The organism is Shewanella sp. N2AIL (assembly GCF_022690845.1).
In the GTDB taxonomy this organism is placed as follows: Bacteria; Pseudomonadota; Gammaproteobacteria; order Enterobacterales; family Shewanellaceae; genus Shewanella; species Shewanella baltica.
In genome coordinates this window covers 70,788-84,487 of the sequence record NZ_JALBYT010000014.1, presented here as the reverse complement: position 1 = coordinate 84,487, position 13,700 = coordinate 70,788, and the positions used below count along the sequence as shown (strand labels likewise).

Below are 13,700 nucleotides of genomic sequence, written 5' to 3'. Positions count from 1 at the left end.
CACTCCAGTGTATAGTCAACATCACTTGACATAAGTTAACATCATTCGACATAAGGGAAGTCTCTATGGGAATGCTTGATGCCTCGCTCCATAAATTAACCCAAAAGGGACAATCCCTGTTACATCGCACCGCGGACCGGCATTTACGTTTGGCTGTGACTGGGCTTTCTGGTGCGGGAAAAACCGCGTTTATCACAGGTTTAGTCAATCAGTTACTTAATTCTGGACCAGTCTCAACCTTACCCCACGCCCGCAACAACAGCGCTTTGCCATTGTGGCAGGTGAGCCGCGATCAGCGTTTGCTCGGGGTTAAGCGTGCCATGCAGCCGGATCTGGAAATCGCCAGTTTTGATTATCAAGGCGCCATGTTAGCGCTCACTTCTGATCCTGCTACATGGCCAGCCTCCACTCGCACTATTTCTGAATTACGACTGGCGATTAAATACCGACCGCAAAAGGGCTTATTGGCCAAGTTTTCTGATACCGCCACACTGTATTTGGACATAGTCGATTACCCCGGCGAATGGCTACTCGATTTACCTATGCTGCGCCAAGACTTCGTTACTTGGTGCCGTGCTCAACAAGTTCGCATCGAGAATCTTAAAAGCTCACCCTTGTATGCTGAGTTTGAACAATCTTTGATGTCATTAGATTTAGCCGCTAGCGCCGATGAGCAGCAATTAAAGCGGATTGCCGATCAATATCAGTTATTACTCAATGATTTAGTGCACGTGCAAGGTTATTACCAAGCGCAGCCTGGACGTATGTTATTGCCGGGTGAATGGCAGGGCACTCCCTTATTGGCTTTTTTCCCCCTGTTATTGGTTAATGATGAAAAGTTCGCAGCGCTTTCGCAAAGCGATAAACACAGTGGATTCCATGCACTGGAAAAACGCTATAAAGAATATGTGGCTAAAGTGGTTAAGCCTTTCTATAAAAATCACTTTGCCGGTTTTGATCGGCAACTTGTGCTCGTTGACTGCTTTAGTGCGTTGAATCGTGGTAAAAAGCAATTTGAGGATATGGGCGCGGCGCTCAATGCCATTATGGAAAGTTTTCAGTTTGGCCAATCGAGTTATTTACGGCGTTTATTTTCTCCCCGCATCGACCGTTTATTGTTTGCTGCGAGCAAGGTTGACCATGTGACGCGCGATCAGCAGAGCCATGTTTTGTCCCTGCTGACCGATATGTTGAAACACAGCCAGCATTTTGCCAGTTTCGAAGGTTGTAAAGTGGAGACGATGGCGATTAGCGCCATCAAGGCGACTCGCCATGGCATGGTAACGACCCAGGAGGGTGAGGTTGAAGTCGTGCAGGGGACGGGACTCAATGGCAAAGCCCTGACCTTGTTTCCAGGCGAAGTGCCCACTCGCTTACCTGAGCCTGATTTTTGGCGTGACCAAGGGTTTAACTTTATCGGCTTTGCACCGCCGAGCAATGTCAATGTTGACCCATCTCAAGTGCACTTTGACCATATTCGTCTCGATCATTTGTTGCAGTACTTACTGGGAGATAAGTTGGAATGACGCTAAAGCTATCGGATAACGCTAATGAGCAGGCTTCTAATTCTTCTGCGAACTCATTTGCACACTCAGTTGAACATAAGCCGCTGAAAAAGCAGCAGCTGTTTGACTCACAAGTTGTTGAGCTCAAACCCAGCAAAGAGGAGCTCAAAGGGGCGAAAGCTTTTGATCCGCATACACCAGTGCAAGAAGTGGCTGCCGATATTGAGGAATTGATGGATGAAACGCTGTCATCCCATCCTAAAATGATCGATGCTAAATCGGTATCGCCTCAACTTGTAAAATCACGCCGTTGGTCTTGGCTCGCTCGTCTGGCGGCAACGAGTTTATTGCTGCTCGTGGTAGTTCAAACGGGATTAGGACTGAGGGATGCTTGGCTTGAGAGCCCTTGGTTGTTTAGTTTTTATGGCGTGGTGCTTGGGGTCGTTAGTGCGTGGGCATTGGCGGGGGCGTTTAGTGAGTACCGCAAACTGAAGCGACTCAAACAGGTTGCCGATACCCAAGAAACAGGTGCTAGGCTTGCGCAGAGCATGCAAATGGGTGAGGCAGACAGTTTTATCGATAACATAGTGTGCCACTATGGCGACAGCCAAGGTTTGCAGCAACTGCGTCGCTCATTAAAAGATGAACATAATGATGCCGAGAAAGTTTTGTTATTCGAGGACTTAGTGCTGACGGAGCGAGATGAACTGGCCAAAAAAGTCGTGCGACGCTATGCGGCTGAGTCGGCAGTGTTACTGGCGGCCAGTCCGTTAGCTGTGCTCGATATGGCAATCATCCTTTGGCGTAATCAACGTATGCTGCGTGATGTCGCCCGCTGTTATGGCATAGAGCTGGGTTATTGGAGCCGGATTAAACTTATCCGCAGTATCATCATTAATATTATTTATGCGGGCACCAGTGAGTTAGTTACCGATTTAGGAACACAGCTGTTATCGGTTGAAATGACAGGTAAATTATCTGCTCGCTTGGCCCAAGGCTTAGGTGGCGGTATGTTAACTGCGCGCCTTGGATATCAAGCCATGGCGCTGTGTCGGCCGATTGTGTTTAGGGAAGAGCAAAGGCCTAAATTGTCTAAAGTGCATCAGGAATTGTTGATCGAACTGAAGCAGTTTTCAGGGAAGCTGTTTACCAAGGAAGGCCGCGACGCATTAAAAGGCCAGTTCGCCGATGTTGATGACAAAGTACCTCGGGCAGCTAAAGAGAAGACTAAAGAGTAGATATTATTTAATATCAAACAATTAATCGATTTAAATCGGCCGAAAGTAGATGCGCTAATGGACTTGTTCCTTAGCGCATTTTTTATGATTTTTTGCAGGTACCGAGTATGGCCAAGTGCGGCTGAAAAGTGCTATGTAACAAGTTAATTACACTTTGCGCGCTGCTATTTTCGCCACACTACTGGCTTAAGTGCTTGGCCGCGTTATGGTAGGGCTTATTCGATAGGGCTAATGTTATCCATTGAATAGTCCATAACGCAGGCATTGAGCATCCCAAACGAACAATCAATCAAGAAGGGATCAGTTCAATGCCAATTACAAGGAGCTAGGTATGCAAGATGAGTCAGGCAAGATGTGGAAAGCGGCAACACAGGTTATTCATGGAGGCCATGAGCGTGAGGCCTTTGGCGCCTTAGTGACGCCGCTATATCAAAGTGCGACTTTTGTGTTTGAGTCCGCACAGCAAGGTGGTGAGCGATTTGCGGGTAATGAGCCGGGGTATATTTACACGCGCTTAGGGAATCCGACAACCGCCGAGCTTGAACGTAAAATGGCGATTTTAGAAGGGGCAGAAGCCGCCGCTGCAACCGCATCTGGTATGGGCGCAGTATCCGCCGCATTACTGGCTAACTTGCAGATGGGCGATCACTTAGTGGCATCCAATGCCGTATACGGCTGTACTTATGCGCTAATGACGACTCAGTTCGTTCGCTTTGGTATTGAAGTGTCCCTAGTAGACTTTTCATCGGTAGCAGAAATAGAAGCGGCAATTAAATCCAATACTAAGGTCATTTTCTGTGAAACCCCAGTGAATCCCCATTTACAGGTGTTTGATTTGGCAGCAATTGCGACTATTGCCAAACGTCACCAGTTGGTCAGTATTGTTGATAATACTTTTATGACCCCATTACTGCAGAGGCCGCTGGATTTTGGTATTGATTTGGTGATCCACAGTGCGACTAAATATCTGAATGGTCATGGTGATGTGATTGCGGGGATAGTGTGTGGCAGTGAAGAGCAGCTCCATAAAGTGAAGTATGAAATCTTAAAAGATATTGGCGCTGTGATATCACCACACGATGCTTGGCTGATCTTGCGCGGCCTTAAAACCTTAGATGTACGTTTACAGCGCCATTGCGATAGTGCCCAGCGCGTGGCCGAATTTTTAGCCGAACATCCCAGTATTAACCGCGTGTATTATCCCGGACTTGCCTCTCATCAAGGGCATAAATTCATTGGTCAGCAGATGAAACGTGCTGGTGGGGTGATCGCGTTTGAACTGGCGGCAAATTTAGAGGAGGCTATGGCCTTTGTGGGGCATTTAAGCTTGTTCTCTATTGCGGTGAGCCTAGGCGATGCAGAATCCCTCATTCAACATCCAGCGTCGATGACGCACTCTCCCTATACGCCAGAGGCGAGAGCGGCGGCTGGCATTGGTGATAATCTGCTGCGAATTTCTATTGGCTTAGAAGATTGTGACGACATCATCGCTGACTTGAGTCAAGCGTTAGCGCGTTTGGCTTAACGAGTGTCACTAATTTAAACCACCAACTATTTGAATGATAAAAGGGATGCGATTTAGCATCCCTTTTTCTATGGCTAAGTTTAGGTTCATCGGGTTAAGAGGTGAAGTTTAGCTAGGGTGAATATTTGTGGCGCCGATTTGGTATTTCATAACAGCTTGGACTATTTTTGATTTGAGGCCACGGAAGTAGGAAGAGAGGCCGCAATTCATGGAATAGAGGAAGAGTTATGAACATCACCAAATGTATACCTGCGATTATGAGCGCCATGGCATTAACGGCTTTTTTAACAACGCCAGCAATCGCCGCAGACACCCCGACTAAAGCCGCCGCTAAAATGCAGACTCAGGCTAAAACTGAGGCGAGCGATATGGCATCGGATGCGAAGAAAGCTATGCCAGATGCTGCTCAAGTCAACATCAATACGGCTTCCGCCGAGCAGTTACAAGTGCTAAAAGGGATTGGTGCCGCTAAGGCGCAAGCGATTGTCGATTATCGCACCAAAAATGGTAAGTTCAATGCAATTGATGATTTAGCCAATGTCTCGGGTGTTGGGGCTAAGTTGATTGAGCAGAATCGTCATTTGATTAAGTTGTAATTATCTCAGGCGATGATTGAGCGTCATTATGTATTGAGTTTTACTCTTGTTGGATTTTCTTTATACCAAGTTTGACACAGTGAAACTCAGGGAAATGTCTATAAAAGTCTGCATTTGCAGGCTTTTATCATTTCAATCACTGCACTTGCTTATAGATTGTGCAGTTAGGCGGGATATTAAGAGATCTTGTCGATTAGCGCTTGATCCCATAGGAGGCATGGGGGATAATCCTCGGCGTTCAAGCAAGCGCTTTGGTTTATATCTTTCAAAGCAATGCTCGAAGTTATGGTGACCCTAGGGTCCCCCCGCAATGATAACTTGTGAACTCGGCCAGGCCCGGAAGGGAGCAACCGCAGCAAGCGACTCGTGTGCCGGGGTGTCGGCTCTAGGGGAACCTCCAATTCTGCAATATCTCTGTTTTATTCTCGTTTTACTTCTCTCTATCTACTCAATTTATTTTATTCAATATACTGGCTAACTGACTATTTCTGTTTTCTGCCGTTAATCATTTATAGCGTGAATACTTTATACGCAATGGGATAATCCATTGTTTGCCTCTTTCCTGCCACTGTAACGGCTAAAATACCCTAAAAAGTCAGACCTTAGCGAGATTAACGATTGGCTTCGGCTTCTTCCTGCAATCTTTTTTGCAGATTTTGTTTAAGGAAGGCGCGGGACTTTTCGAGTGCGGTTTGGATCTCACGCTTTAATGCTTGCAGCTCGTTATAGTCTTCAAAGAAGTAGGTATCGACGAGGTGGCGTATGTAGCGCACTGGCAGTTGATTTAAGGTCACACAACATAAGTCGGCGAGATAGTCCTCAGGAAGCTCGTCCATAAGTCCTTCATCTGACAATATTTCCATTAAAAGAACTTCGTAGTAATTACGGATTTCGAGTTGCATCGTTATGCTCCATGACGGTTTTCATTGAGTTTGCTACCACAAATGGTTTGCCGCAATAAAAAGTTGGCTGTGTCTTTGGCTTAATTGTAGTGCGTCTCTGCTGTAGCCGCCGCCTATCACGGCAGCAATTGGAATATTTTCCGATTTTGCCATTGATAACACAGTTAAATCCCGTCTGAACAGCCCTTCTTGGCTGATATTGAGCAAGCCGAGATCATCATTTTGATGGATATCGACCCCAGCATCATAAAGAATGAGATCTGGCTGATGGATGCGGATGAGTAGGGCGAGTGTTTGCTCCACGGTTTCGAGATACAGATTGTCATCGCTGCCTTTGGTTAGCTCAATATCATGGTGGGAATGCTGCTTCCGACTCGGGAAGTTCTCTTTGCAGTGAATCGAGCAACTGATTATCCCTTGATGTCGCTGGCTGAGTGTTGCACTACCGTCACCTTGATGCACATCGCAATCAAAAATCAGTACCTTGTGTACTTGCTGGCTCGCTATGGTATTTTTGGCCGCGAGGATAAGGTCGTTGAAAATACAATAGCCACTGCCAAAATCGTAATGGGCGTGATGATAGCCACCCGTTAGGTGCAGGCCAATACCCTGATTTATGGCCAACGAAGCCGTGAGTGTGGTGCCAGCCACAGAATGCAAGGTGCGCTCGACTAAGGCTTCACTCCACGGAAAACCAATCCGCCTGAGCGCCGCTGTTGGCAAAGTGCCCGCGATAAACTGCTCTACGTACTCGCGTTGATGCACTTGCATTACATCCTGCGCTGTCATCGCCGTTGGCGTGCAGAACTGGGCTGGTGTGGCAAGCTGATTATCGAGTAAGTACTGCCGTAGATGCGCGTACTTGGTCGTGGGGAATCTGTGGTGAGGAGGAAGCGCCAGCTTGGAATAGCTGGCGTGATAAACCAGTGGGATCAGAGTCAATATTGACTAAACCTCGTTATCGTAAGTCGTTATAGCTGTGAAATTGCCCAGCTCATAAATTCTTTACGTGTTTTCTCATCCGCTTGTAACCACCAGTATTGCAACATTTGTTGTGGATTAGCAGCTGTTGCTTTAGAAGTGTCTACGGGAGCTGTGAGTGACGTCGCGCTAACGGTAGCCGATGTTGCCACGGGTGCTGGTGCAACGGCAACCACTGCGTCTGCTGCACCGGTTGCTGCTGCGGCAGTTCCCGAAACGTCAACGGCTTGATTACCACTGAAAAGGCGAGAGACAAAGCTTTCTTCTTCTAAATTGGTATTTACCACTTGGAAATTGACGTCGCCTTTGTCGCCACGGGTCAATTTGATTTGTGGGTTTTGCGCGTAAACTTTTGGCTTTTTAACGACTTTGCCTTCGGCGGCTTGGAGGTAATATTGATAGTCGCCATCAACGTCTAAGGTCACGATGAAAGGGGCTGATTTAACAAAGGTTTGGCTATCGCTAAAATCGTCTTCTACCATCTCATGGTAACGAATGGCGATTTTATGAGTGCCAGGTGTCAATTCTAAGCTGCTTTTATGATTGAACACGCTAGACTCGACTTTTTTACCATCGAGTGCAAGGTACTCAAATGACATCGGAATGTTGAGATCTGCGGCGAAGGCTGAAGCAGAACCGAGTAATACTAGCAGGCTGCTGATTGGCAAAAGTGATTTCAATTGTTACTCCTTAACGATTATTACTCTGATACGGACGTTCGAATATTTGAATGCGATCTTCTATATAACTAATAGCTTGCCTGCATTTTCCTAGACGACGATGCATCAAAAGGATGTCATTTTGCAATTTTATTTTGTCAGCACTATGACAGTTTTCAAGTTTTGATTCCATTTCTTCAATTTTTTGTTCAAATTTTTTCGCCCAATTCAGATGTTTGTTCAATTCTTCATAGATCTCGTGACTATTTTGCATCACGTTATTGGCGATCCAATCGAAACCACTGGCTTGGTGAGACTGATTCTGACGCTGAGCAAAACGGGCGCGGCTACTGGCACGTTGCTGAGTCTTGGACTTAATGTCGATAGAGGTCGTCAGCAAGGCCCGTTTGACGGCGGTGAATCTGTCTTGGATGCGCTCACAGCTCAGGGCAATCGTCTGGGGTGCGAGTTTGAGCTTAATTTGTTTTTCGAGCTGTATAATGCTGCTACGAATTTGTTCAATACAGGGGCCGAGTTGGGCGCCGTGTTGGACAAACAGCGAATGATTAAAGCGCTCCGTTTCTTGCAGAAGTTTACGTTGCGGCGGCGCGAGTCGATTATCGTGCTGCAGTACTTCTTGCTCTAGGGCTTTGAGCTGATTTTTCAGCATCACCAATAATTGTTGGGTGTTCACAACCATGCGCTCCATGCCAAATTTGCTGCAATCATTAGCACGATCAAAATAAACAGTGGACGAATAAAGGGCATGCCAAATTTAATCGCACAGCGGGCGCCGATAAATGAGCCTAACATCATGCATAATCCCATCCACAAACCTATTTGCCACTCTACCTGCCCAAGCCAGCCAAAGATAGTCAATGCGGTCAAGTTGCTGGTGAAGGTCATCGCACGGGCGAGGCCGCAACTGTGCAGTAAAGGTAGTTTATACAAAGAGCCGGATGTGACAGTCCAAAACGCGCCAATGCCAGGGCCGGCAAAACCATCATAAGTGCCTAAAGCAAGTCCCTGTAGCCATTGTTGCTTGGCGGGTGGTTTGCTGGTTGGGGCTTGGCAGTTAACGTCCGATATCGCATTGGGGCTGACTAAACTGTAAATGGCGATGCCAATGATCAGCAGTGGCAGGACTTTTTCGAGCCATTGGGTATCGACTAAATAGACTAAGAAACTGCCCAATACGGCGCCAATAAAGGTGGCAATAAAGGCCATGTACCAAAACGAGGGTTTAAAAAGGTGCTGGCGATAATAGGTCCAAGCCGCCATTGAAGAGCCAAAACTGGCGGCTAACTTATTGGTACCTAATACGGTGTGCGGTGCAATGCCTAAGGTTAACAGTGCGGGGATCGACAATAGGCCACCGCCGCCAACAACAGCATCGATGAACCCAGCGATAAGACCTATAACTGCCAACAGGGCCCAATGACTGGGCTCGAGTAACAATTCCAAATTTTAATCCTACTCTATGACACGTCTAAAGGGCGGTAAGGCGTCCAGCAAGGACTTGCCATAGCGTTTAGTAACTAACCGCCTATCTAAAATGGTGACTCGGCCATAATCTTGCTCTTTACGCAGTAATCTACCACAACTTTGAATAAGCTTACGTGAAGCATCTGGGATAGTCAGTTGCAAGAAGGGATTGCCGCCTTTGACTTTGACATATTCCGCATGGGCTTGTTCAACGGGCGAGGTTGGCACCGCAAAGGGCAGTTTAGTGACGATCAAGTTCGTCAGATAATCGCCGGGTAAGTCGAGACCTTCAGAGAAACTGCCGGTGCCGAATAATATGCTCGGTTCGCCTTTATCGCACTTAGCTTTATGATGTTCGAGTAACTGTTGCCGTGGCGCATTGCCTTGAATAAGCAGCTCTGTGGTGAGTTTACCTTCAAGTAATTCAACCACTTTTTCCATCTGCCAGTAGGAGGCGAATAACACTAAGGTGGCCATTTCTCCTTCAATCAGAGTAATGATTTGCTCGGCAAGTTCTGCCGTATAGGCATCATCCGTCGGCTCAGTGCGCATTTTAGGTAAATAAAGTGTCGCGTTATTGGGATAATCGAAGGGCGATTGTAAGGCTAAATAACGGCTGCCATCATTGAGTGACAACCCAACTTGATGCACAAAATGGTCAAAGTTATTGAGTGCGCGCAGCGTGGCGCTACATAAGACTACGCCTGCGGCCTTTTGCCACAGCATGGATTCCAGCATAAAACCGACTTCAATGGGCGAGGCGCTAAACAGATAATCCGCTTGCTTACCTGTGATGAGCTCGACCCAGCGCGCCATAGGGGCACCTTTATGTTTATCTTCCTTGGCCATCATCTTCCACAATTTTTGCAGATTCTCGAGTCTTTGCAGCATAAAACCAGTTTCGGCCAATAGTGCTTCGGATTGATGTTTAGGAATGTCGCCATCTTTAATCGCTTCGGCCAGCAGTGATAGCATTTTATTAAACTGCTTGAGGGCAAGATTAGAGGTCACAGCAAGGTTTTCGGCCAGAATAAGTAATGAGTCCGGCAGTTTGCCGTGCTCAAAACGCAGACGGTTTTCAGGATTAGCAAAGTGCTTAGTCTGGGTATCGCAGTAGTGGGCCACTTGATTGAGCTGGGCGATAAGATCGCCTAAGTGATCCTGCATCGCCTGCGCAGGGGCAATGATGTTGTTGCTCTTTATTTGGTTTTGTAACTTAGCGCAGGTTTTGCCAATTTTTTCGAGCCAGTCGCAGGCGCCCCTCAGCGTGGCCTGTGCGCTGGAGAAATCCCGCGCCACAATGGGTAAGTGATGTGCCTCGTCGATAACATAAAACACGTCTTCGGGATCGGGCAAAATCACGCCGCCACCTAATTCTAAATCGGCAAATAACAAGCTGTGGTTGGCGATGAGCACGTCCCAGGTATCGACATCTTCACGGGCCTTATGGAACGGGCAATTTCTGTGGCTGGCGACTTGGCGATGACAGCTGTGTTTGTCGCAGGCGATTTGTTGCCACAGGTGATCGGGCAGCGGCACGGCTAAGGTATCGATTTCGCCGTTCCAGCGACCTTCGTTATAGTCTTTTAACAGGCCATGCATCATAGCCACTTGGCTATTGTCAGGCTTAGTTTGCCACATGGCCATTTGTGTACTGTTGTCGTCACCGATGAGCATCGCCAGTTTCGATAGACACACATAGCGTTGTCGACCTTTGACTAGGCCAAAGCGGAAATTTAAACCGGATTGCTCAAGGAAGAAGGGCAAGTCTTTATGTAGTAATTGTTCTTGTAAGGCAACGGTCGCGGTGGCGATACAGACTTTTTTCTTGCTCGCTAATGCCAGTGGAATGGTACCGAGAATATAAGACAATGATTTACCAATACCAGTCCCTGCTTCGACCACAATAATGCGCCTATCTTTGTCATAGTCGCCGGCGAGGGTCTTAGAGATTTCCGCCACCATATAGTTTTGTTCGCGGCGCGGCCTAAAATGAGGCAAGGCGGTAGCGATATCCTTATAGATGGCGCGGATCTGGGTTTTTACATTGTCAGGTAACATGCGTCACTACTTTATCGAATTAATGCTGTACATAATAACAGTGATTGCATAGCCTAAGAAACTTTTCTGCCATTTGGTGGCATTTAAATTGAGTAGCTATACGATTTGGGAACCAATGCGATGAAGCCTGAGGCAACAGCGGCCGTTAGTGTACAAGGTCGAGTCTTAACACGCCATGCGATTCATCGTCATGGGAGTTTAGTGTTGCAGTATTATCTGGCGACCGCCCAAGGCCCTGTGCTGGTGGAAGTGCAAGGCACTGAACACATTTGTTTTTGTCATCAAACGGATGTGGCGGCTTTACAGTTACAAACGCCGGGTCAAGCATTACGGTTTGTGCCGTTAGCGCTCAAAAGCTTTAAAGGCGGCTCCGTCAGTGGAGTTTATGCAAAATCCAGCAACAGCTTACGTACCTTACAGCGCATCGCAAAAGATGCCGATATCCCTTTATTTGAAGCGGATATTCGCCCTGAACAGCGTTATTTAATCGAGCGGTTTGTGGCGCTGGATGTGGCATTTTTAGGGCATTTCTCTGCGCCGACTAGCGACAGTCTTGAGGCTAACTCGCTGCCCGTGTTTATCGCCGAGCGGGCTAAGAGTATTGCCCCTTTAACGGCGGTGAATTTACGCTGTATCTCACTGGATTTTGAATGCAGCTTTGAGGGCTTACTCTATTCGGTGGCGCTATATGGTCAAGACAGTGGCCGAGACGTGGGGCAAGGCAGCCTCAAGCAGACTTATGAAAAAGTGATTATGGTGGGCGAAGCTGAATCAAACGCCCCCGAATATATTGAATGGGTGGCCGATGAAGCGGCGCTGATCCATCGATTAATTGCGTGGTTCCATGAGTTTGATCCTGACTTTATTATCGGTTGGTCAGTGGTGAGTTTCGATCTCGCGCTGTTGTCACGCCGTGCATTATTACACCGTATTCCGCTCACCATTGGCCGCGGCGGCGCCAAGCTTGATTGGAAAGTTGACAATAAGTTTCGCCCAGAAACCTTAGTCTTACCGGGCCGTGTGGTACTCGATGGTATCGATTGGCTTAAAGCCGCTTTTTACCACTTTGAGCGTTTCTCGTTGGAATTTGTGTCGCGGCAACTATTAGGTGAAGGCAAGGCCATTCATAACGTCGATAATCGCGTTGAAGAAATTGACCAGCTGTTTAAGACCGATAAACAAGCCTTAGCGCATTACAATCTTACCGATAGCCGCCTAGTGTGGGATATTTTTACTCACACTCAATTGTGGGATTTTGCCCTCGCGCGTGCCGAACTGACAGGTTTAGAACTGGGACGGGTAGGGGCTTCGGTGGCGGCGTTTAATCATTTGTATTTACCACATTTACATCGCGCGGGTTATGTCGCTCCAGCAGAGCCTGTGAGTCAGGGCATTGAAAGTCCTGGTGGTTACGTGATGGATTCTGTGCCGGGTCTTTATAAACATATCTTAGTGTTCGACTTTAAAAGTCTGTATCCCTCCATTATTCGAACCTTTTTGATCGATCCTAAGGGATTGATTGAAGGCTTGCAGTTGCCCGAGTCTGAATGTGTTGCGGGGTTTCTCGGTGGCCGTTTCAGTCGGCAACAGCCTATTTTACCTAAGCTAATTCAAACCTTATCTGAGCAGCGCGAAAAGGCCAAGCGTGAGCACAATGCACCGTTATCCCAAGCGATAAAAATTATTATGAACTCGCTGTATGGGGTTTTAGGCTCTCAAGGCTGCGTGTTCCATGATGCCAAGTTGGCAAGTTCGATCACGATGCGCGGCCATCAAATCATGAAACAAACCCGCGCATGGATAGAAGAGATGGGCTATCAAGTGATTTACGGCGATACGGATTCGACCTTTGTGTGGCTTGGCAGCGAGCCTGATCTATCAGACATTAACGCCTTAGGTAACACTCTGGCGCAGGATATCAATGCTAAGTGGCAGGCTAAGATCTGTGCTGATCACCAAGTTGAGAGTTTTCTCGAGTTACAGTTTGAGCGGCATTACGAGCAGTTCTTTATGCCAACCTTAAGAGGCTCATTAGAAGGCAGTAAAAAACGTTATGTTGGCGCGTGGCGCAATGCGAGCGATGAACTTGAGCTCACCTTTAAAGGTATGGAACAAGTGCGTAGTGATTGGAGCCCCTTAGCGCGCAAAGTCCAAGAGTCACTCTATGAGCGAATGTTTAACCAAAGGGATATCAGTATTTATTTAGCCAGCGTGTTTGAAAAACTGCTTGATGGTCAGTTGGATAATGATTTGGTATTTCGTAAACGCATGCGGCGCAATATTGAAGATTACACGGCTAAATCTTCACCACATGTTAAAGTCGCCCAGCAACTATGCGGCCTAACAGGTGATGCCTCTTTTGGCAAGCGTGGGGCGCAAATTGACTACCTGATTACTGTAAATGGACCGGAACCCTTACTGTACAGAACGTCACCAATTGATTACCAATACTACATTGATAAGCAAATTGGCCCTATTGCAGAACCGGTATTTTCGATAATGAAACTAAACTACATGGATATTGCGTCAAAGCAGTTGCTGTTAATTTAGTGTTTTTAATGTTCCTTATGTGTTGCGATAGGTGGCGAATGTAGCGTTTTAACCTGTTTTGTAGAGGTTAACTGGTTTGTTTTTGTGATGTTAATCGACATATTCTTTAGGTTTCGCTTTGAGGGGATATTGAAAATTTGCTACCCTTTAAGCGGAAATTGTAAGGAAATATAACAACGGAATGACGTTGGCAGAACA

General features: G+C 47.1%; 11 protein-coding genes and 1 other RNA gene. 6 read left to right on the top strand and 6 right to left on the bottom strand.

Features of this window, described 5'->3' with window-relative positions; all coding sequences use genetic code 11:
* Positions 1–65: 65 nt before the first annotated feature.
* The 5 genes from MO387_RS10450 (at position 66) to ffs (ending at position 5,256) form a co-directional block, all read left to right on the top strand.
* A complete protein-coding gene (locus MO387_RS10450) occupies positions 66–1,526 on the top strand; it encodes a YcjX family protein (protein WP_242326262.1) in 1,461 nt (486 codons plus the stop codon).
* A complete protein-coding gene (locus MO387_RS10445) occupies positions 1,523–2,743 on the top strand; it encodes a TIGR01620 family protein (protein WP_242326261.1) in 1,221 nt (406 codons plus the stop codon). Before MO387_RS10450 ends, MO387_RS10445 begins: the two co-directional genes overlap by 4 nt.
* A 331-nt stretch (positions 2,744–3,074) precedes the next feature.
* Entirely contained in the window at positions 3,075–4,268 is a 1,194-nt protein-coding gene (gene megL, locus MO387_RS10440) for a methionine gamma-lyase (protein WP_242326260.1), read from the top strand.
* A gap of 227 nt (positions 4,269–4,495) precedes the next feature.
* Positions 4,496–4,864 (top strand): ComEA family DNA-binding protein, encoded by a 369-nt coding sequence (locus tag MO387_RS10435; protein ID WP_006085377.1) that lies wholly within the window; start codon positions 4,496–4,498, stop codon positions 4,862–4,864.
* A 294-nt stretch (positions 4,865–5,158) separates the two neighbouring features.
* Positions 5,159–5,256, top strand: an RNA gene (ffs, locus tag MO387_RS10430) — signal recognition particle sRNA small type.
* 219 nt (positions 5,257–5,475) lie between these two features.
* Here ffs and MO387_RS10425 read toward each other — a convergent pair.
* Genes MO387_RS10425 through dinG form a run of 6 tightly spaced genes read right to left on the bottom strand, consistent with a single transcriptional unit; the run spans position 5,476 to position 10,952 of the window.
* Positions 5,476–5,766, bottom strand: a complete 291-nt coding sequence (locus MO387_RS10425; protein WP_006081144.1) for a late competence development ComFB family protein — start codon at positions 5,764–5,766, stop codon at positions 5,476–5,478.
* A 33-nt stretch (positions 5,767–5,799) separates the two neighbouring features.
* The gene (locus MO387_RS10420) at positions 5,800–6,708 is read right to left on the bottom strand and encodes a histone deacetylase (RefSeq protein ID WP_242326258.1); all 909 of its coding nucleotides are present in this window, start codon (positions 6,706–6,708) and stop codon (positions 5,800–5,802) included.
* Positions 6,709–6,737: 29 nt separating this feature from the next.
* A complete protein-coding gene (locus MO387_RS10415; RefSeq protein WP_242326256.1) occupies positions 6,738–7,427 on the bottom strand; it encodes a DUF2057 domain-containing protein in 690 nt (229 codons plus the stop codon).
* Positions 7,428–7,437: 10 nt separating this feature from the next.
* Complete coding sequence (locus tag MO387_RS10410; protein WP_006081147.1) at positions 7,438–8,100, bottom strand: primosomal replication protein; 663 nt, start codon at positions 8,098–8,100, stop codon at positions 7,438–7,440.
* Positions 8,097–8,870, bottom strand: a complete 774-nt coding sequence (locus MO387_RS10405) for a TSUP family transporter (protein ID WP_006081148.1) — start codon at positions 8,868–8,870, stop codon at positions 8,097–8,099. Before MO387_RS10405 ends, MO387_RS10410 begins: the two co-directional genes overlap by 4 nt.
* Positions 8,871–8,879: 9 nt before the next feature.
* Positions 8,880–10,952, bottom strand: coding sequence for an ATP-dependent DNA helicase DinG (gene dinG / locus MO387_RS10400; protein WP_242326254.1), 2,073 nt, complete (start codon positions 10,950–10,952; stop codon positions 8,880–8,882).
* 120 nt (positions 10,953–11,072) lie between these two features.
* Between dinG and MO387_RS10395 the strand changes: the two genes are divergently transcribed.
* The gene (locus tag MO387_RS10395; RefSeq protein WP_242326252.1) at positions 11,073–13,502 is read left to right on the top strand and encodes a DNA polymerase II; all 2,430 of its coding nucleotides are present in this window, start codon (positions 11,073–11,075) and stop codon (positions 13,500–13,502) included.
* The last annotated feature ends 198 nt before the right edge of the window (positions 13,503–13,700 follow it).